The organism is Bauldia sp., from assembly GCF_020442045.1.
Lineage (GTDB): Bacteria > Pseudomonadota > Alphaproteobacteria > Rhizobiales > Kaistiaceae > Bauldia.
This window is the reverse complement of the sequence record NZ_JAGRLA010000005.1, coordinates 1-18,666: the sequence shown is the minus strand read 5'-3', so window position 1 is coordinate 18,666 and position 18,666 is coordinate 1. Positions and strand designations below refer to the sequence as shown.

At 66.8% G+C, this 18,666-nt stretch carries 19 protein-coding genes; 5 read left to right on the top strand and 14 right to left on the bottom strand.

Annotation, left to right across the window (positions count from 1 at the left end; translation table 11 throughout):
* Positions 1 to 6 precede the first annotated feature (6 nt).
* From KDJ86_RS00620 to KDJ86_RS00610, 3 genes are all read right to left on the bottom strand, one after another.
* Positions 7 to 1,599 (bottom strand): TRAP transporter large permease, encoded by a 1,593-nt coding sequence (locus tag KDJ86_RS00620; RefSeq protein ID WP_291741532.1) that lies wholly within the window; start codon positions 1,597 to 1,599, stop codon positions 7 to 9.
* Positions 1,592 to 2,407, bottom strand: coding sequence for a TRAP transporter small permease subunit (locus tag KDJ86_RS00615; RefSeq protein ID WP_291741530.1), 816 nt, complete (start codon positions 2,405 to 2,407; stop codon positions 1,592 to 1,594). Before KDJ86_RS00615 ends, KDJ86_RS00620 begins: the two co-directional genes overlap by 8 nt.
* Before the next feature lie 75 nt (positions 2,408 to 2,482).
* Positions 2,483 to 3,496 (bottom strand): TRAP transporter substrate-binding protein, encoded by a 1,014-nt coding sequence (locus tag KDJ86_RS00610; protein ID WP_291741528.1) that lies wholly within the window; start codon positions 3,494 to 3,496, stop codon positions 2,483 to 2,485.
* 258 nt (positions 3,497 to 3,754) lie between these two features.
* Between KDJ86_RS00610 and KDJ86_RS00605 the strand changes: the two genes are divergently transcribed.
* Positions 3,755 to 6,205, top strand: a complete 2,451-nt coding sequence (locus tag KDJ86_RS00605) for a glycogen/starch/alpha-glucan phosphorylase (protein ID WP_291741525.1) — start codon at positions 3,755 to 3,757, stop codon at positions 6,203 to 6,205.
* A gap of 62 nt (positions 6,206 to 6,267) precedes the next feature.
* Here KDJ86_RS00605 and KDJ86_RS00600 read toward each other — a convergent pair whose 3' ends face one another.
* Positions 6,268 to 6,687 (bottom strand): META domain-containing protein, encoded by a 420-nt coding sequence (locus tag KDJ86_RS00600; RefSeq protein WP_291741522.1) that lies wholly within the window; start codon positions 6,685 to 6,687, stop codon positions 6,268 to 6,270.
* Positions 6,688 to 6,923: 236 nt separating this feature from the next.
* Between KDJ86_RS00600 and KDJ86_RS00595 the strand changes: the two genes are divergently transcribed.
* Positions 6,924 to 8,096, top strand: a complete 1,173-nt coding sequence (locus KDJ86_RS00595; protein ID WP_291741521.1) for a GGDEF domain-containing protein — start codon at positions 6,924 to 6,926, stop codon at positions 8,094 to 8,096.
* A 19-nt stretch (positions 8,097 to 8,115) separates the two neighbouring features.
* Here KDJ86_RS00595 and KDJ86_RS00590 read toward each other — a convergent pair whose 3' ends face one another.
* Positions 8,116 to 9,150, bottom strand: coding sequence for an aspartate-semialdehyde dehydrogenase (locus tag KDJ86_RS00590; RefSeq protein ID WP_291741536.1), 1,035 nt, complete (start codon positions 9,148 to 9,150; stop codon positions 8,116 to 8,118).
* Between the two features lie 263 nt (positions 9,151 to 9,413).
* On the opposite strand from KDJ86_RS00590, the gene KDJ86_RS00585 reads away from it, so the two are divergent.
* Positions 9,414 to 9,845, top strand: coding sequence for a hypothetical protein (locus KDJ86_RS00585; RefSeq protein WP_291741519.1), 432 nt, complete (start codon positions 9,414 to 9,416; stop codon positions 9,843 to 9,845).
* Positions 9,846 to 9,872: 27 nt separating this feature from the next.
* Here the strand turns inward: KDJ86_RS00585 and KDJ86_RS00580 are convergent, their stop codons facing one another.
* The 6 genes from KDJ86_RS00580 to KDJ86_RS00555 all read right to left on the bottom strand — a co-directional run bounded on the left by KDJ86_RS00580 (position 9,873) and on the right by KDJ86_RS00555 (position 14,131).
* The gene (locus KDJ86_RS00580) at positions 9,873 to 10,754 is read right to left on the bottom strand and encodes a 3-hydroxybutyryl-CoA dehydrogenase (RefSeq protein ID WP_291741516.1); all 882 of its coding nucleotides are present in this window, start codon (positions 10,752 to 10,754) and stop codon (positions 9,873 to 9,875) included.
* A 116-nt stretch (positions 10,755 to 10,870) separates the two neighbouring features.
* Positions 10,871 to 11,803 carry an electron transfer flavoprotein subunit alpha/FixB family protein gene (locus KDJ86_RS00575; protein ID WP_291741513.1) on the bottom strand — a complete coding sequence of 311 codons (933 nt, stop codon included), beginning with the start codon at positions 11,801 to 11,803 and terminating at the stop codon, positions 10,871 to 10,873.
* On the bottom strand, positions 11,800 to 12,549 hold the full coding sequence (locus KDJ86_RS00570; RefSeq protein ID WP_291741510.1) for an electron transfer flavoprotein subunit beta/FixA family protein: 750 nt from the start codon (positions 12,547 to 12,549) through the stop codon (positions 11,800 to 11,802). Before KDJ86_RS00570 ends, KDJ86_RS00575 begins: the two co-directional genes overlap by 4 nt.
* A 48-nt stretch (positions 12,550 to 12,597) precedes the next feature.
* Entirely contained in the window at positions 12,598 to 13,344 is a 747-nt protein-coding gene (locus tag KDJ86_RS00565; protein WP_291741507.1) for a rhomboid family intramembrane serine protease, read from the bottom strand.
* A gap of 16 nt (positions 13,345 to 13,360) precedes the next feature.
* Positions 13,361 to 13,924, bottom strand: a complete 564-nt coding sequence (locus tag KDJ86_RS00560; RefSeq protein WP_291741504.1) for a cob(I)yrinic acid a,c-diamide adenosyltransferase — start codon at positions 13,922 to 13,924, stop codon at positions 13,361 to 13,363.
* Between the two features lie 15 nt (positions 13,925 to 13,939).
* Entirely contained in the window at positions 13,940 to 14,131 is a 192-nt protein-coding gene (locus tag KDJ86_RS00555; RefSeq protein WP_291741501.1) for a twin transmembrane helix small protein, read from the bottom strand.
* Positions 14,132 to 14,311: 180 nt separating this feature from the next.
* On the opposite strand from KDJ86_RS00555, the gene KDJ86_RS00550 reads away from it, so the two are divergent.
* Entirely contained in the window at positions 14,312 to 15,028 is a 717-nt protein-coding gene (locus KDJ86_RS00550) for a phosphotransferase (protein WP_291741498.1), read from the top strand.
* A gap of 66 nt (positions 15,029 to 15,094) precedes the next feature.
* Positions 15,095 to 15,871, top strand: coding sequence for an SDR family NAD(P)-dependent oxidoreductase (locus KDJ86_RS00545; RefSeq protein ID WP_291741496.1), 777 nt, complete (start codon positions 15,095 to 15,097; stop codon positions 15,869 to 15,871).
* Here the strand turns inward: KDJ86_RS00545 and holA are convergent.
* From holA to KDJ86_RS00530, 3 genes are all read right to left on the bottom strand, one after another.
* The gene (gene holA, locus KDJ86_RS00540; protein WP_291741493.1) at positions 15,868 to 16,899 is read right to left on the bottom strand and encodes a DNA polymerase III subunit delta; all 1,032 of its coding nucleotides are present in this window, start codon (positions 16,897 to 16,899) and stop codon (positions 15,868 to 15,870) included. The two genes, KDJ86_RS00545 and holA, sit on opposite strands and share 4 nt — an antisense overlap.
* Positions 16,900 to 16,914: 15 nt before the next feature.
* Positions 16,915 to 17,448 (bottom strand): LPS assembly lipoprotein LptE, encoded by a 534-nt coding sequence (locus tag KDJ86_RS00535; protein WP_291741491.1) that lies wholly within the window; start codon positions 17,446 to 17,448, stop codon positions 16,915 to 16,917.
* Positions 17,435 to 18,666 (bottom strand): class I tRNA ligase family protein (locus KDJ86_RS00530; RefSeq protein WP_291741488.1); only part of this gene is annotated, 1,232 nt, incomplete at its 5' end. The genes KDJ86_RS00530 and KDJ86_RS00535, both read right to left, overlap by 14 nt.

The window sequence follows — 18,666 nt, the reverse complement described above, 5'->3', positions numbered from 1 at the left end:
GCCGCCCTACAGGAAGACGGCGATGATCGGCGGCCAGCACAGGATCACCGCCAGAGCGATCACCTGAATGGCGATGAAGGGCATGAAGCCGGCAAAGATCGCGGTCAGCGTGATGTTCTCCGGCGCCACCGACTTCAGGTAGAAGGCGGCCGGGCCGAAGGGCGGCGACAGGAAGCTCACCTGCATGTTCATGCAGAAGGTGACGCCGAACCAGATCGCGACCTGCTCGGGCGAGACGTGGCCGAAGAAGCCGATCTGGTCGGCGGGCAGCTTGAGGACGATCGGCAGGAAGACCGGCATGATCAGGAGGACGATGCCGACCCAGTCCATGAACATGCCCATGATCAGGAAGATCACCATCATGACCAGGATGATGCCCATCGTCGGCAGCTCCAGGCCGGTGATCAGATTCGCGACATAGGTCGGCCCGCCGGCGAGCGTGTAGGAAGCGGCCAGCGCGGCGGCGCCGATCGTCACCCAGATGATCGTGCCGGTGGACTTCAGCGTCCGCATCAGGCTGTCCCAGACGATCTCGAAGGTCATCTCGCGGCGGATCAGCGAGATCACGAAGACCGCGATGACGCCCATGCCGGCGGCTTCGGTGATCCCGGTGACGCCACCATAGATCGAACCGAGCACCACCCCGATGACGATGAGGGGCGCGACCAGTCCCTTGCCTGTCTCCCAGGCGCGCCGCGTCCGGTCGCGGCCGAAGAGGGCGAGAATCGCCAGCGCGACCACCAGAGCGCCGGCGATCCACGGCAGGTCGGCGACCATGCCGAGCCGGGCCGGCTCGATGTCCGGACCGATCGCGTTCTGGCCGGTCAGGGTGAAGAACAGGTTGCGCAGCAGCAGCGCGCCCGAGATGAAGACCACCAGGATGGTCAGGAAGGCGAGGAACATGAGCCGTTTCTCGCCGGCCGCCGGATCGCCCGGCTGCGGCGGCGGCAGGGGGGCCTGGTCCGGCCGCAGATTGGCCCGCAGGACGATGTAAATGACGAAGAAGGAGGCCAGCATGAAACCCGGCACGAAGGCCGCGGTGAAAAGGGCCTGAATCGAGGTTTCGGTGATCAGGCCGTAGAAGATCAGCACGATCGAGGGCGGGATCATCGTGCCGAGGCTGCCGGATGCGCAGATGGTGCCGACGGCGAATTTCTGATTATAGCCGAGGCGCAGCATCTGCGGCAGCGCGATGAGCCCGAGGAGCACGACCTCGCCGCCGATGATCCCCGACATCGCGGCCATGATGACGGCCATGATCGAGGTCACCAGCGCGATGCCGCCGCGGGTGCGCGACAACCACAGGTTGAGTGAGGAATACATGTCGCGTGCGATGCCGGATCGTTCCAGCAGCGCCGCCATGAATATGAACAAGGGCACCGATATCAGGACGTAGTTCGTCATCTGCCGGTAGATCGCCTGGGCGAGGACGTTCAACGGTCCGCGGCCGAAATCGCCAAAGAGCAGGTCGGGGCCGAATTTCAGCACCAGCGTGACCACGGCGAGGAAGGCCGAGGCGAAGCCGAGCGGCATGCCGATCGCCAGCAGCACGAACATCAGGATGAGAAGGATCAGGCTGAGGGTGCCGATATCAACCATTGCCGTTGGCTCCCACCGCCTTGCGGATCTGTTCGATCTCCTGCTCGTCGACCTCGTCGGCGCCGTGATGCTCGGGCGCCTTGTTCCAGTCGGCGATCAGGTTGGACGTCGCCTGAAGCGCGACGAGACCGATGATCACCAGGATCGCGGCCTTGACGGTGGCCGGAAGCGGCGGGTCCCACGCGGTGCCGAAGGTCTCCATCCGCAACAGCTTCGCGACCACCTCGTTGTAGCCGCCCCACAGAAGGGAGATGAAGAAGGCCCAGATCAGGGTCACGGTGATCGTATCGGCGGTCTTCCTGGCCCAGCGGGGCATCAGGTCGTAGATGACGTAGATGCGTATGTGGCTGCGCTGCTGCATCGCGTAGAGGCCGGCAAGCAGGAAGATGAAGCCGGCGATCCACAGCGACATCTCGTTGGCCCAGAGCGTCGGCTTCGAGAAGATGTAGCGGGCGACGACCTCGTAAAACATCACGCACACGACGACGACGACCGCGATCATCGCCAGCCGGCCGAGGACCAGCGAGAAGATGTCGAGCGGGCCGGTGGGCTCGACCTCGATGGCGCCGCGGGTGTCGGAGAGATAGAGCGACGTCACCAGCGAGGTGGCGAGAATGAACCAGAGGAAGACGCGCACCAGCGTGTGGTCGCCCGGCCGCAGGATCGTCTGCATATTGACGTCGCTGCCGAGAAACAGCGTGCCGACGACCAGCCAGAGCCATATCAGCCCGGTCAGCACGAGCAGCCCGATCATCAGGTACCGCATGGGCCGCCGCAGCGCTCCCAGCCAGAGGCTTTGCCCTTCCACCGCATCCTCCCCAGACAATCCGGGCGGGCCCATTGGGACCCGCCCGATATGCTATGCGCGAATTGGCACCGGTACCTATTCCGGCAGGACGCCGATCGCCTTGAGATAGTCCTGATGGCTGGCGACCAGATCCTTGGCCTCCGGCGTCGTGGCAAATTCCGGCCAGGTCTCGATCGCCGCCGCACGGAACGCCGCGCGGTCTTCCGGCGACCAGTCGATGACCTCGACGCCCGACGCCCTGAGGTCGCGGGCCGCCTCGGCATTGGCCTTGGCCGAGGTCAGGGCCTGCTGAAGCGCCAGGTTGCCCATGGCGACCTGCATGATGCGCCTCTGGTATTCAGGCATCGCGTCCCACACCTCCTTGTTGCAGGCGAGGTGGTCGGACGGCATCGAGTGGAAACCGGGATAGGTCGCGAACTTGGCGACGTCGTAGAGGCCCATGCCCTTGTTGTTGGCAAGGATCGAAGCGTCGGCGCCGTCGATGATCCCGGATTGCAGGGCGGTGAAGACCTCCGTGAAATCCATCACGACAGGCTTCGCGCCGAGCTTCTCGAAGATCTTGGTCTCCATGCCGGGCGGGGAACGGAACTTCCAGTCCTTGAGGTCGGCGACGCCGCGGATCGGCTTGGTGGAAGCCAGCGATTCCTGGCCGACGACCCACCAGCCGATGAGCTGCATGCCGTATTTGTTGTAGAGCTTCTGGGCCGCCTCCAGGCCGCCGCCGGTGTAGAGCCAGCCAAGCTGCTGGAACGGCGTGTCATAGCCGCCCATGATGTCGCCGACGAACTGGAAGGCCGGGTTCTTGCCGGTCTGGTAGGCGCCGCCGGTCATGTCGCAATCGAGGATGCCGTTGGCCGCCGCGTCGAAGGTCTCGACCGACGCGACCACCGACGAGGAATAGAACATCTCGATGGTGATATCGCCGTTCGACATGGTCTGGACGTCGTCGACGAATTGCGCGGCATTCTTGCCGGAGATCGTCTCGGGGGCGTAGTGGGTCTGGATCCGAAGGGTCGTCTTCTGGGCGGCCGCCGGCATGACGAAAAGAACCGAAACCGCCGCCGAAAGCAGTAGCGCACCAAGTCGCATAAAGTCTTCCTCCCCTTTGTTGTGGCCCGACAGTCCGGCCCGTTTGATTTTTGTTATTTGCGAGGCATCGTAGACCATAACGTCAAAGCCGCCAAATCCCATGGATAGCGGGCATTTCGGGACATCCGGGCATCGTCGGCGCGGCGCCCGGACCGCGCGATTGCCGGAATGGGGACTAGGCATGATTCGAGCTGTGCGCTAGAGGCAGGGCCCTCAACCGGTCTGCTGTCGGACCGACCTGCCGCAGGATGAACAGATATGGACGCCATCGACCCGCAGCCGCGCCGCGTCGACGCCGAAAGCCTCAAGGCCGAGATCGTCGACAAGCTTGCCTATGCGATCGGCAAGGACCCGATCGTCGCGATGCCGCATGACTGGCTGGCGGCGACCATCCTGGTCGTGCGCGACCGGGCGATCGACCGCTGGATGGATTCGACCCGCAGCACCTACCGGGCCGAGGCCAAGCGGGTCTATTACCTCTCGGTCGAGTTCCTGATCGGCCGGCTGTTGCGCGATGCGATGTCCAACCTCGGCCTGGTCGAGCCGATCTCGGAAGCGTTGCGGGATCTCGGCGTCTCGCTCGACGCGATCGAAGCGCTCGAACCCGACGCGGCGCTGGGCAATGGCGGCCTCGGCCGGCTCGCCGCCTGCTTCATGGAAAGCATGGCGACGGTCGGCATTCCCGCCTATGGCTACGGCATCCGCTATGTCCACGGCCTCTTCCACCAGGAGATCCGCGACGGCAAGCAGGTGGAACTGCCGGAGGACTGGCTGTCGAACGGGAATCTCTGGGAATTCGAGCGGCGCGAGGCGGCCTATGACGTCGGCTTCGGCGGCAGCGTCGAGAGCGACGGCGGAGACGGCGCCGCCGCGTTCCAGCGCTGGCTGCCGCAGGAAAAGGTCTTCGCCATCGCCTATGACACGCCGATCGTCGGCTGGCGCGGCGAGCGGGTAAACACGCTCCGCCTGTGGAGCGCGCGCGCGGTCAATCCGATCAGCCTCGAGGAATTCAACAGCGGCGATCATCTCGGCGCCCTCGCCGACCTGACGCGGGCGGAGACGATCACCCGCGTGCTCTACCCGGCCGATTCGACCCCGGCCGGCCAGGAGCTTCGCCTGCGGCAGGAATATTTCTTCGTCTCGGCCTCGCTGCAGGACCTCATCCGCCGCCACGTCAACCAGTTCGGTTCGCTCGAGAGCCTGCCGGACAAGGTCGCCGTCCAGCTCAACGACACCCACCCCTCGATCGCCGTCGCCGAGCTGATGCGGATTCTCGTCGACCTCAACGGCATTGCCTGGGACAGGGCCTGGACGATCACCCGCGGCACGATCAGCTACACCAACCACACCCTGCTTCCCGAGGCGCTGGAAAGCTGGCCGGTCGGGCTGATGGAGCGGCTGCTGCCGCGTCACATGCAGATCATCTACGAGATCAACGCGCGGCTCCTGCACGAGGCGCGCGACGTGCTGGGGGCCGAGGCGGACCTGCTCGCCTCGCTGTCGCTGGTCGACGAGCATAACGGCCGGCGGGTCCGCATGGGCCAGCTCGCCTTCGTCGGCTCGCACAAGGTGAACGGCGTATCCGCGCTCCACACCGAGCTGATGAAGGAGACGGTCTTCCGCGACCTCCATACGCTGTTCCCCGACCGGATCACCGCCAAGACCAACGGGATCACGATGCGGCGCTGGCTGATGCAGGCCAATCCCGAGCTCACCGCGCTGCTGGTCGAGGCGATCGGGCCCGAGCTGCTCGACGACGTGACGCGCCTCGACGCGGCCAATGCGATCGCCAACGACACCTCGTTCCAGGGCCGCTTCGCCACCATCAAGCGGGCCAACAAGGTGCGGCTCGCAGGTCTCATCCGCGACCGGGTCGGCGTCGCCGTCAGCCCCGACGCGCTCTTCGACGTCCACATCAAGCGCATCCACGAATACAAGCGCCAGCTCCTCAACATCATCGAGACCATCGCCCTCTACAACCAGATCCGCGCCCATCCGGAGCGGCAGTGGGTGCCGCGGGTCAAGATCTTCGCCGGCAAGGCCGCGGCGAGCTACTGGACGGCGAAGCTGATCATTCGCCTGATCAACGACGTGGCGAAGGTGATCAACAACGACCCGGCCGTCCGCGACCTGCTCAAGGTGGTGTTCCTGCCGAACTACAATGTCAGCCTGGCCGAGGTGGTCGTGCCGGCCGCCGACCTGTCGGAGCAGATATCGACGGCCGGCATGGAAGCCTCCGGCACCGGCAACATGAAGCTGGCGCTGAACGGCGCGATCACGATCGGCACCTTCGACGGCGCCAATATCGAGATCAGCGAACGGGTCGGGCCCGAGAATATCGTGATCTTCGGGCTCACCGCCGAGGAGGTCGAGGAGCGGCGCCGCACCGGGCACAATCCGCGCGCCATCATCGGCGCCGACGAAACCCTCCGCTTCGTCCTCGATTCCATCGCCGACGGCACCTTCTCGCCCAACGACCGCAACCGCTATCGCGGCCTGATCGACAACCTGATGACCAGTGACGGATTCCTGGTCACCGCCGATTTCGCCGCCTATGGCGCGGCACAGCGCAAGGTCGACGAGATGTGGCGCGAGACGTCGTCATGGCGGGCCAAGGCGATCCGCAACGTCGCCAACGTGGCGTGGTTCTCCGCCGACCGCACGATCCGCGAATATGCCGAGGAAATCTGGGACGTACCGGTCGCCTGAAGGAAAGCCCGGCGAGGAGCGCTGGCTCTTCGCCGGGAGGCAAATGTCCGCGACTTACCAGGCTAGCCGCCGGTCTTTTCCAGGACGGCGACGACCCCGCCATTGGCGGAGATCAGCTCCAGGCGATCTCCGTCGATCGTCCACCTGGCGACGTCGGGCAGGTGTTTCAGCAGGTCGCGCTCGGTTCGCGCCACGTCCCGGCAATACATCCGGGTGGTCATGATCGGGCCGAGGGCGATCTGGTCGCCATCGAGCGTATAGACGGCGGCGAGGTTGTTGCAGCCGGTACTGCCGGCGAGGCCGCCATCGGGCTTGAAGATCAGGTGGGCCTCGCGACGGCCGGCCTCGGCCGGCTGGCCGTTGACCATGACCAGCTTCCAGTGGGTATCGAGGATATCGGTATCGGCGGCGGCCATCGAATGCGTCCCGGCAACGACGAGGAGCCCGATCAGGGCAAACAGCGGGGCAGCGAATTGCGGCAAAGGAATTCTCCGTAGACACGCCCTCTCGCGCCAAGGTCAACGACAGAAATGCGGCGAGACTAGGTGTGCGGACGGCGAAAGCGCGACCGTCGACCGGCGCTCGGCCGGGCGCTCGGGGCATGCCGACAGATCGCGCGGCGGCCGACCGCCGTTAAATATCGCGAAACGCCTGGTGTGGGATTGTCCGGGGCAGTCATGTGACCGCGAAGGGAAGTCAACGGCTGGACGATGGTGCCTTGATCGACCCACCGACAATGTTCCTGGCGCTCCTGGTGTCGACGGCGGCGGCGGCAGCGGTCCTGCTATGGGCCTATTGGCTCAATCGCAACGAACGCAGCCTGCTGTGGATGGCCGCCTGTTTCGCGGTGGTGGCGACGGCCAGTCCGTTGCTCGGGCATCGCGCCTCGTTTCCGTCATGGCTGTCGATCGAGATCGGCGTGGCCGTGCTGCTGTTCGGGTCCGGGCTGACATGGGTGGCAGTGCGGGTCTTCAACGGACAGCGGGTGATATTGCGGGTGCCGCTGATCGGACCGGTGCTCTGGCTGATCGCCTGCCAGGTGCCGGCCTTCCGCGACGATCCCACCTTGCGGGTCATCGCCGCTTCGACGGCGGCGGCCCTCTACTATTTCGCCGCGGCGCGGGCGGTCGCGATCAGGGACGGCATCGTCACCCGCCTGGCGGTAGCGGCCGCTCTTTCCGTGCACGGTGTCCTGGTGCTGTCGCGCATACCCTTCATCCTCGCCAACACCCCATCGGGGGAGGTCTCCTTCAGCGGGCAGTGGTTCGGTTTCGCCACGCTGGAATCCGCGGTCTTCGTCCAGATCATCGCCTTCCTGCTGGTTTCCATGACCAAGGAACGGGTCGAGGTCCGGCTCCGCGACGCCGCGCTCACCGACGAGTTGACCGGATTGGGCAACAGGCGGGCCTTCTTCGAGGCGAGCCTTTCCGTGTTTGCCCAGAATGCGCGCAAGGGGCGTCCGACGACGGTGATCGTCTTCGATCTCGACCGCTTCAAGGAGGTCAACGACCGGTTCGGCCATCCGGCCGGAGACGCGGTGATACGGGCCTTCGCGCAAGTCGCGATCGGCCGCCTCCGCGCCGGCGACGTCGTCGGCCGGCTTGGCGGAGAGGAGTTCGCCGTCACATTGCCTGAAACGACCGGCGTGCAGGCGCATCTGGTGGCCGGGCAGTTGAGCCAGGCATTCGCGGATGCGGTGGTGGCGCTGGGCCTGCCCGGCCTGCGCTGCAGCACGTCGGCGGGTATCGCCGAAACGCCGAGGACGGCCGACTCGGTCGAGGCGGTGCTGACACTCGCGGACAAGGCCCTTTACGAGGCGAAAGCACAGGGCGGCGGCAAGGTGTGCGTCAGCCCGGTTCGGCTGCCGGAGCCCGCCGACCAGGCTGCCTGACGGCGCGGATTTGCCGACCTCAGGCGGCTTCGCGCTTCGGCTGGATCAGCTTGCGGTTGACCAGAAGCTCGGCGATCTGGACCGCATTGGTGGCGGCGCCCTTCCTGAGGTTGTCGGAGACGACCCACAGCATCAGGCCGTTCTCGACCGTCGGGTCCTCGCGGATGCGGCTGATATAGGTGGCGTCCTCGCCGACCGCTTCCACAGGGGTCACATAGCCGCCGTCCTCGTGCTTGTCGACGACCAGGCAACCGGGCGCCTCGCGCAGGATGTCCCGCGCCCGGTCCGGGTCGATCGGCCGTTCGAACTCGAGCGCCACGGCCTCCGAATGGCCGACGAAGACCGGGACGCGCACGCAGGTCGCCACCAGCTTGATCTTCGGGTCGAGGATCTTCTTGGTCTCGGCGACCATCTTCCATTCCTCCTTGGTCGCGCCGTCTTCCATGAAGACGTCGATATGGGGAATGACGTTGAAGGCGATGCGCTTGGTGAACTTGCGATTCTCGATCGGGTCGGAGACGAAGACCGCCCGGGTCTGGGTGAAAAGCTCGTCAGCGCCCTCCTTCCCGGCACCGGAGACCGACTGATAGGTCGCGACGACGACGCGTGAAATCGTCGCAGCATCATGCAGCGGCTTCAGCGCGACGACGAGCTGGGCGGTGGAGCAGTTGGGATTGGCGATGATGTTGCGCCTGGTGAAGTCGACGACGGCATCGGCATTGACTTCCGGCACGATCAGCGGCACCGCGGCGTCGTAGCGCCAGGCCGAGGAATTGTCGATGACGACGCAGCCCCTGTCGGCGATGCGCGGCGCCCATTCCTTCGAAACCGAGCCGCCGGCCGACATCAGGCAGATATCGGTGTCGGAGAAATCATAGCTGTCGAGCGAGCGCACCTTGAGGGTATGGTCGCCGTAGGAGACCTCGCTGCCCTGGCTGCGGCGCGACGCGAGCGGAACGATCTCGTCGGCGGGGAAACCGCGCTCGGCGAGAACGGTCAGCATCTCCCGGCCGACATTTCCGGTGGCGCCCGCTATCGCGACCTTGTAGCCCATGATCCTGTTGCTCCGCTTCGTATCCAGGTTGCTCGAATGACTGTGAATTCCGGCCATGTCCGGTGGCCTCCCGCCGGCAGGCCAAGCGACAAAAGGCAGCGGCGGGTCGACGTATGTCAGTTGGATTTTGTGCGCGGTTTCGGCATAGAGTCGGCGCGGCGACGATCCGCCGATCCGCGAGGGTCAATCTTCAATGCCGGGCGCGGGTTCATGGTCTTGTCCCAAAATCCGCGCTTCTTCTACGCGAACGCCCGATCGTGTCAATGTATATGCGTCTGATCCTTGCCCTTCTCACCCTGGCCGCGACCGTCACGATGGCCGATGCCGGCGCCGGAAAGCGGATGCTGGGCCCGGAAATCCGCCTGGCCCTCACCGGGATCACGCTCGACGGCGTCTATAGCGACAGCCTGTTCTTCAGCGAGACCTATTTCGACGACGGGCTGATCCGCTATCACGACATAAACGGCGCCGATACCGGCGAATGGACGGTCGAGGACGATACCTTCTGCACCTTCTACGAGAGCCTTTCCGGGGCGTGCTTCTTCGTCGAGCGCGACGGCGAGAACTGCTTCACCTTCTTCGAGGCGGTCGAGGACGACAAGGGGATGCTGCACCCGGCGGCGGAGTGGACCTCGCGAGGATGGAACCGGGACGAGGAGTCGACCTGCCCGACGCCGCCGGAAGCGGAGATCTAGGGTCGCAGCGGTCCGGAATCCGCCGGACTAGCGGGTGGGGACCGGCTGTTCGCCGCCATAATCGTAGAAGCCACGGCCGGCCTTGCGACCGAGCCACCCGGCCTCGACGTATTTCACCAGCAGCGGGCACGGGCGGTATTTGGAGTCAGCGAGCCCCTCGTAGAGCACCTGCATGATCGACAGGCAGGTATCGAGGCCGATGAAATCGGCGAGCTGGAGCGGACCCATCGGGTGATGGGCGCCGAGGCGCATGGCGGTGTCGATCGCGTCGACCGTGCCGACCCCCTCATGCAGGGTATAGATCGCCTCGTTGATCATCGGCAGCAGGATGCGGTTGACGATGAAGCCGGGGAAATCCTCCGCCACGACGATGGTCTTGCCGAGCCGGGCGACGAATTCGCGCGCGGCGTCGAAGGTCTCCTGATCGGTGGCGATGCCGCGGATGACCTCGACCAGCTCCATGACCGGAACCGGATTCATGAAATGGATGCCGATAAAGCGCTCGGGCGCGTTGGTCTCGGCGGCGAGGCGGGTGATCGACAGCGACGAGGTGTTGCTGGCGAGGATGGCGTCGGCCTTTACGATCGGCTTGAGGGCGGCGAAGATCTCGCGCTTGACCGGCTCCTTCTCGGTCGCCGATTCGATGATGAGGTCGCAGGCGGCGAGCCCGTCCATGTCGGGCGTGGCGGCGATCCGGCCGAGGGCGTCGCTGCGATCGGATTCGGTGATCTTCTCGGAGGCGGCCTGACGCGCCATGTTGCCGCTGATCGTCGCGAGGCTCGACCTGATGCGGTCCTCGGAGACGTCGTTGACCATGATGTCGAAGCCTGCGAGCGCGCAGACATGGGCGATGCCGCTTCCCATCTGGCCCGCGCCGATGATGCCGATCGTCCTGATCTCGTGAGCCATCTATTCCTTGCCGATCCAACACGCCGCAGTGCAGCAAGCGGCATGGATGCGAGGCTTGTCAAGATGTTCGCGCCGAGAATGCCGCAAAATCGGCCGGGGCGCCACGCGCGGCATGCTCACAGCGCCTTTTCGAGCTCCGGAAGCAGCTCGAAGACGTCGCCGACCAGCCCGTAATCGGCAATCTGGAAGATCGGCGCCTCGGGATCCTTGTTGATCGCGACGATGACGCGGGAATCCTTCATGCCGGCAAGATGCTGGATCGCGCCGGAAATCCCGCAGGCGATGTAGAGCTCGGGCGCGACAACCTTGCCGGTCTGGCCGACCTGGAGATCGTTGGCGGCATAGCCGGCGTCGACCGCGGCGCGTGAGGCGCCGATCGCCGCGCCGAGCTTGTCGGCAAGCGGTTCGAGACAGGCGCGGAACCTCTCCGCCGATTCGAAGGCGCGGCCGCCGGAGACGATCACCCGCGCCGAGGTGAGCTCGGGCCGCTCGAGCTCCGGTATCTCGGCGGAGACGAAGGCCGAGGCCTCGCCGGTCGCGGCGCCGGCGCCGACCGCCTCGACCGGGGCCGAACCGCCGTCGGCCGCCGGCTTGAAGGCCGAGGCACGGACGGTGACGACCGTCTTCGCGTCGGTCGACTGGACGGTCTCGATTGCGTTGCCGGCATAGATCGGCCGGACGAAGGTGTCGGGCGCGACGACGGCGGTGATGTCGGAAACCTGGGCGACGTCGAGGAGGGCGGCGACGCGCGGCATGACATTCTTGCCGAAGGTGGTCGCCGGGGCGACGAGGGCGTCATAGGGGCCGGCCATGGCGACGATCAGGGCGGCCAGCGGCTCGGCCAGCGGATGGGCGAGGCGTTCGTCGTCGGCGACCAGCACCCTGGCGACGCCGGCGAGCTTCGCCGCTGCTCCGGCGGCCCCGGCGCAATCCCTGCCGGCGACCAGGACGTGGATGCCGCCGCCGATCTCGAGGGCGGCGGTGAGCGCGCGCGCCGTCGCCTCGGCGAGCCTGGCGTTGTCGTGTTCGGCGATCAGGAGCGTGGTCACAGGACGCCTGCCTCGTTCTTCAGCTTGTCGACCAGTTCGGCGGGCGTCGCCACCCGGATGCCGGCGCGGCGGGCCGGCGGCGCCTCGACCTTCAGGACCTTGAGCCGCGGCGCCATGTCGACGCCGAGCCCGGCGGCGTCGATCTCGTCGACCGGCTTCTTCTTCGACCGCATGATGTTGGGGAGCGACGCATAGCGCGGCTCGTTGAGGCGGAGGTCGGTGGTGACCACCGCCGGCAGCGCCAGCCGCACCGTCTCGAGGCCGCCGTCGATCTCGCGGGTGACGACGGCCGCGCCGTCCTCGAGGACCAGCTTCGAGGCGAAGGTGCCCTGGGGCCAGCCGAGCAGGGCGGCGAGCATCTGGCCGGTCTGGTTGCAGTCGTCGTCGATCGCCTGCTTGCCGAGGATCACCAGCTCCGGCGATTCCCGCTCGACGACCGCCTTCAGCGCCTTGGCGACGGCGAGCGGCTCGGGCGGCTGGCCGGTCTTCACCAGGATGCCGCGATCGGCGCCCATGGCGAGGCCGGTGCGGATCGTCTCGACCGCCTCGGGGCCGCCGATCGAGACGACGACGACCTCCCCGGCCTTGCCGGCCTCCTTGAGCCGCAGGGCCTCCTCGACGGCGATCTCGTCGAAGGGATTCATCGCCATCTTGACGTTGGCGAGGTCGACGCCCGAGCCATCCGGCTTGACGCGGACCTTGACGTTGAAGTCGATGACCCGCTTGACGGGGACGAGAATTTTCATTGCGAGGATGTTCCGGATTTCAACAGCTGTCGGCGGGGTGGGCGGACCCTATCGGCGACCCTGACGATCGTCAATGTCGATTGCCGGCGGCACGGGGATGGGCGGGGCGCGGTCGAAGAGGGGCACGCCGCGGCGGCGCATGACGAGGGTGAGGACGGCACCGGCGGCGAGCCCGCCGATATGCGACCACCAGGCGACCTCGTCGCCCGGCTGCGCGACCAGCACCGCGTAGAACTGGAAGAGGATCCAGAATCCGAGCACCCAGAGGGCGCTGAGCCGCAGCGGAATGCGGCCGAGCGCGAGGATCCAGACCTTCTGCCTGGGATGGAGCATCAGATAGGCGGCGACGATGCCGGCGACGGCGCCCGACGCGCCGATCACCGGCGCCTGGCTGGTCGGGTCGGTGAGGACATAGGCATAGCCGGCGGCGATGGCGCATATCACGTAGAAGAGGACGAAACGGACATGGCCGAAGGCGTCCTCGACATTGTCGGCGAAGACCCAGAGGAAGATCATGTTGCCGATCAGGTGCCAGAGATTGCCGTGGAGGAAGGCGTAGGTGAGGAGCGTCAGCTGGTCCGATACGATGTCGAGATCGGCCGGCAGCACGACATAGTCGTTGAACACCGCCGGGATCAGCCCGAAGGAGAGGACGGAGGCCTGGCTGACCTTGGCCAGGCCGCCGGACTCGACGACGAAATAGACGATGACATTGAGGGCGATCAGCGCCCAGCTCGCATAGGGCCGCTCGATGTGGCTCAGCGCCCTTCCGTCGTGGATCGGGAAGATCGACAAGGCCCGGCTCCTCCGCTCAGCGGTTCTCCCCGGGTATCCAGAGGACATCGCTCGCGCCGCCGTCGTTGGCCGTGCGGGCGGCGACGAAGAGGAAATCGGAGAGCCGGTTGATGTAGGTCAGGGCAACCGGGTTGACCGGCTCATAGGCGTCGAGATCGACCATGGTGCGCTCGGCGCGCCGGGCGACGGTGCGCGAGAGGTGGAGCGCGGCGGCGAGCGGTGAGCCGCCGGGCAGGATGAAGGAGGTCAGCGGCTGGAGGGAGTCGTTGAGCGCGTCGATCTCCGACTCGAGCCGGCTGACCTGCGAATCGACGATGCGAAGCCGCTCGTGGCGGCCTCCCTCCTGCGGGACGGCAAGATCGGCGCCGAGATCGAAGAGGTCGTTCTGGATGCGGGCGAGCATCCCGTCGCTGGCGGTCCCGGCCGCGCTGAGCCGGGCGATGCCGATCGTCGCGTTGAGCTCGTCGACCGTGCCGATCGCCTGGAAGCGGAGGTCCGACTTCGGACGCCGCTCGCCGGTAGCCAGCGCCGAGGTCCCGTCGTCGCCGGTCCGGGTGTAGATCTTGTTGAGAACGACCATCGCGCAGGCCACCACCTATTTCGAGGCGAAGTAGAGCGCGGCCATCATAATCACGATTGCGACGAATTGCAGGATCACCCGCCAGCGCATGAACATCTGCGAACGGTTCGCCGACTTGCCGCGCGCCATATTGAGGATGCCGAGGATCAGCACAACCACCACCGCGCCAAGCGCGACGAAGGATGCAATCTGCAGAAAACCTTCCATTATCACCGCCCCTGGAAAGGACGCGCGGAGCGGCGAATCCCATGGCCTGTCATAGGACCCATATAGTCGCTTTGGCGGTTCCCGGCCATTGCGGCAAACCTTCCCGTCCCTCCCCGACCGGTGCTTGCCGGACGGGGAAGCCAGTGCCTCCGCGATGTCGGAACCGAGCAGCGCCTGTCGATGAGTGAAACCGAGACACCTCTTGCCGGCGGCCGCGTCACGGCCGGCGTCGTGCGCGTCGGCGACACGGTCCGCCGACCGAGCCCGGCAGACGGCGCGACGGTCCATCGGCTGCTGGAGCATCTCGAGCGGCAGGGTTTCGACGGCGCGCCACGGTTTCTCGGGATCGACGGGGAGGGGCGGGACATCCTCACTTTCCTGCCGGGCGGCGTTCCGGGCGAGCTCGGGCATTACACCGACGCCCAACTCGCCGCGGCGAGTGCGCTGCTCCGTCGCTTCCATGATGCGACGATCGGCTTCGATGCCGTCGGCGACGGGCAGGTCATGTGCCACAACGACTGGGGGCCGACCAACACGGTGTTCCGCGACGACCTGCCCTACGGCCTGATTGACTTCGATACGCTGGCGCCCGGACTCCGTCTCCGGGATCTCGGCTACTCGGCCTTCCTCTGGCTCGACCTCGGCAATCCCGATTATTCCGGTGAGGAGCAGGTCCGGCGGCTCACCGTCTTTGCCGATGGATACGGATCGCCGGACTGCACGGTCGCCGAGATCGCCGTCTTCGCAGTGGCGCGACAGACGGCGCTCGCGAGCCGGGGCAGGGCCGAGGGCAAGACCGGGATGGCGGAATGGGCGGCGGCGGCCGCCGCGTGGACGGTCGCCAACGTGACGGCGCGGCTCACTCCGGCCGGGGATTCGCCGGGCGCCGGCGGCTGAGCCTTCGCACTTGCCGGGTGGCGCGCGGAAGCGCAAGCTTCACGCCGGGACGAGCGGGAGGCGGCCATGCGCGGACTGTCTGGCAAACGAATCCTGATCACCGGGGGCGCGACCGGGATCGGCCGCGCGGCGGCGATCCGCTTCGCGGAAGAAGGGGCGAGCGTCGCGGTCAACCATATCGACGACCCGGCGGCGGCGGAGGAGCTGATCGAGGAACTCGACGAGATCTGCCCCGAGGGCGAGCATCTCGCGGTGCTCGCCGATATCTCGGACGAGGACGACGTGGACTCGCTGTTCGCCGGGGTGGTCGAGGCCTATGGCCGGCTCGACGTGCTGGTCGGCAATGCCGGGATCAAGATCGTCCACCAGCCGCACGAGGTGCTGATGGACGACTTCGACCGGCTGATGGCGGTGAACCTGCGCGGCGCCTTCCTGACGGCGCAGGCGGCGATCCAGCATTTCCTCGATACCGGGCATCCCGGCGCGATCGTCATGACCTCTTCGATCGAGGCGCATTTCCCGGTCGAGGAGGATGCGATCGCCTACATCATGTCGAAATTCGGCATGACGGGCATGATCAAGGCGCTGGCGCTGCGCTATGCGCGGGATGGAATCCGGGTCAACGGAGTCGGGCCCGGCGCGACGCGAACACCGATGAATGCGATCTTCGACGAGGATCCCTCGGTCGAGGAGGCGGTCATCCGGATGATTCCGGCGGAGCGGATCGGCGAGCCGGAAGAGATCGCCGCGGCGATCGCCTTCCTCGCCTCGGACGAGGCCTCCTACATCCACGGCCAGACGCTGATCGTCGACGGCGGGATGGGAATCGGACGGAGGGATTAGGCGGCGCGGCGGCGGGTGCTCGCGGCGATGGCCGCGACCGACAGCATGGCCTGGCCGACGACCTCGGCCGAGATGCCGCTCTTCAAGCGGCTGTCGACGACGGCGCGATTGAGGATGGCCAGCGCCCGCTCGATGCGCGGCAGCGGCCACATCTGCACCTGCCGGGTCACCAGCGGCTTCCGCCGGAAGAAGATCTGGGGCCCAAGGGCGCGATCGGCGGGCAGGCCGCCATCGACCGCGGCGCGGGCGCGATGGAGCATGTCGAAGTGGCGGAGCGCGGCGCCGGCCACGACGAAATCGCCGGAACCGGCAGCAAGCAGCCGGCGATAGAGCCGGGAGAAGCCGGGCGCGTCGCCGAGGGCGGCCGCATCGACCGCTTCATCCACCGCGAAGGCCGAGGCGTCGCCGACCACCGCACGCACGTCATCGGCGGTGATCTCCCCCGCGCCGGCGGCATAGAGGCAGAGCTTGGCGATCTCCGAGCGGCTGGCGAGCCGGTCGCCGCCGACCAGCTCCTTCAGCGTGGCGCGGGCGTCGTCGGCGATCGTCAGCCCAGCGGCGCGGAGCTCCTCGTCGATCAGCCGGTCGAGGGCACGCGCGTCGTCGGCATAGCAGGCGATCGCGGCGGCATTCGGGGCCGCGGCGAAGAGCTTGCGGAGCGGCGCGGTCTTCCTGAGCTCGCCGGCGGTGACGACCACCCAGGCGTCCTGCGGCGGCGAGGCGATCAGCGCTTCCACCGGGGCCAGCGACCAGTTTCCGGAGGCATGGACGGTAATGCAGCGGGTGCCGCCGAAAAGGGGGATTTCGTAGGCTTCGTCGGCGAGGCGGTTCGGATCGGCGGAGACATCCGACGAATCGAGGCGGACATGGCTGAGCGGATCGGCGTCCGGCCCGACGGCGGCGGCGGCAAGGACGGCGGCGCGTTCGCTGACCAGGCCGCTGTCATTGCCGAAGATCAGGACGAGCCGGATGCCGGGGTCCGGTCGGGCGAGGAAGCGGTCGGTATCGGCGGGCCGGATCTCGACCAAGGTATTTCCCGCGCCTCAGCTTCCCCTGGCGATCGCGGCGGCGACGCGCGTCGCGATATCGTTGCCGACCATCTCGGCGGCCCGGTTCTCCGCGTCGATCTTCGCCCGGCTGTTGGCGAAGGCCTGGTTGCTGCGGCTGTAGGAGGCCGAGCCGCGGGCGGTCCGGCGGATGACCTGCGCTCCGGTATCGACCCGGGTCACCTCGTAGGTGGCGGCGACCTGGATCTGGTAGACCGGCGAGGCGTCGGTGCTGGTCAGGCCGAGGCCGACTTCCCGCGACGTGACCGTCAGCTTCATCTTGTAGATCGGGTTCTGGATCGCCGAGCCGCCGGTCATCTCGAAGATCACCGTATTGCGGACCTGCTGGCCGACGCGGTCCTTGACCGGCTCGACCTGGATGCGGGTGAGCTCCGACTTGACGTGGCCGCCACCGGCGGCCGGGCCATAAAGGGGCTGGACGGTGCAGGCCGCGAGCACCCATGCCGCAAGCGCGAAAAGGACCCCCCGGGCGCCAACGCGGCGCAACCTGCCGTGGTCAGACGACGACATTGACGATCCTCTTCGGTACGACGACGATCTTTTTAGGATCATTTCCCCCAAGCGCCCGAACGACAAAATCGAGCGCCAAAACAGCCCGCTCCACGTCACCTTGTGACGCGTCAGCAGGAATTGTCAATTCACCCCGTTTCTTGCCGTTCACCTGCACCGGCAACACTACCACGTCCTCGACGAGAATCGAGCGGTCAAATTCCGGCCAGGCGCTTTCCGCGACGAGATCGTCATGGCCGAGGGCGGCCCAGCATTGCTCGGCGAGATGGGGCATCATCGGCGCCATCATCCGGGTGAGGAGCTCGGTCGCCTCGCGCAAGGTGCTGTCAAGAATGGGATCTTTGCCGGCGGGCGTGGCGAGGGCGGCGCCGATGGCGTTGACCAGCTCGTAGATGCGGGCGACCGCGACATTGAAACGGAGCGCCTCGATATTCTCGCCGACGGCGGCCAGCGCCCTGTGGGCCGCCTTGCGGAGCGCCGGCGCGGCGGCGCTCTCGCCCGCGGGCGGCGGCGAATCGGGTGCCGGCAGGCGCGGAACCGCCTCGGCGACCAGCCGCCAGACGCGCTGGACGAAGCGGTAGGCGCCGGCGACGCCTTCCTCGGTCCAGATCACGTCGCGATCCGGGGGCGAATCCGACAGCATGAACCAGCGGGCGGTGTCGGCGCCGTAGGATTCCATGATGTCGCTGGGGTCGACCGTGTTGCGGCGCGACTTGGACATCTTCTCGATCGGGCCGATCTCGACGGTCTCGCCGGTGGCCAGCAGCGACGCGGTGCGCCTGCCGTCGCGGTCCTCGATCCGGATCTCGGCCGGCGCGATCCAGCGGCCGTTCTGGCCGCTGCCGAGGCGGTAGGTCTCGTGGACGACCATGCCTTGCGTGAACAGGCCGGCGAAGGGCTCCTCGAGGTCGAGATGGCCGGTGACCTTCATCGCCCGGGTGAAGAAGCGGGAATAGAGGAGATGCAGGATCGCGTGCTCGATGCCGCCGATATACTGGTCGACCGGCAGCCAGGCATTGGCGGCGGCGGGCTCGGTCGGCTGGTCGGCCCAGGGCGCGGTGAAGCGGGCGAAATACCACGACGAATCGACGAAGGTGTCCATGGTGTCGGTGTCGCGCACGGCGTCCTTGCCGCAGCCCGGGCACGCGACATGCTTCCAGGTCGGATGGTGGTCGAGCGGATTGCCCGGCTTGTCGAAGCTCACATCGTTCGGCAGCT

What these genes read in the sequence shown, in the direction of transcription:
- KDJ86_RS00620 (WP_291741532.1), bottom strand. Translation starts at nt 1,599, where the DNA reads ATGGTTGATATCGGCACCCTCAGCCTGATCCTTCTCATCCTGATGTTC.
- KDJ86_RS00610 (WP_291741528.1), bottom strand. Translation starts at nt 3,496, where the DNA reads ATGCGACTTGGTGCGCTACTGCTTTCGGCGGCGGTTTCGGTTCTTTTC.
- KDJ86_RS00605 (WP_291741525.1), top strand. Translation starts at nt 3,755, where the DNA reads ATGGACGCCATCGACCCGCAGCCGCGCCGCGTCGACGCCGAAAGCCTC.
- KDJ86_RS00590 (WP_291741536.1), bottom strand. Translation starts at nt 9,150, where the DNA reads ATGGGCTACAAGGTCGCGATAGCGGGCGCCACCGGAAATGTCGGCCGG.
- KDJ86_RS00585 (WP_291741519.1), top strand. Translation starts at nt 9,414, where the DNA reads ATGTATATGCGTCTGATCCTTGCCCTTCTCACCCTGGCCGCGACCGTC.
- KDJ86_RS00580 (WP_291741516.1), bottom strand. Translation starts at nt 10,754, where the DNA reads ATGGCTCACGAGATCAGGACGATCGGCATCATCGGCGCGGGCCAGATG.
- KDJ86_RS00570 (WP_291741510.1), bottom strand. Translation starts at nt 12,549, where the DNA reads ATGAAAATTCTCGTCCCCGTCAAGCGGGTCATCGACTTCAACGTCAAG.
- KDJ86_RS00560 (WP_291741504.1), bottom strand. Translation starts at nt 13,924, where the DNA reads ATGGTCGTTCTCAACAAGATCTACACCCGGACCGGCGACGACGGGACC.
- KDJ86_RS00555 (WP_291741501.1), bottom strand. Translation starts at nt 14,131, where the DNA reads ATGGAAGGTTTTCTGCAGATTGCATCCTTCGTCGCGCTTGGCGCGGTG.
- KDJ86_RS00550 (WP_291741498.1), top strand. Translation starts at nt 14,312, where the DNA reads ATGAGTGAAACCGAGACACCTCTTGCCGGCGGCCGCGTCACGGCCGGC.
- KDJ86_RS00545 (WP_291741496.1), top strand. Translation starts at nt 15,095, where the DNA reads ATGCGCGGACTGTCTGGCAAACGAATCCTGATCACCGGGGGCGCGACC.
- KDJ86_RS00535 (WP_291741491.1), bottom strand. Translation starts at nt 17,448, where the DNA reads ATGTCGTCGTCTGACCACGGCAGGTTGCGCCGCGTTGGCGCCCGGGGG.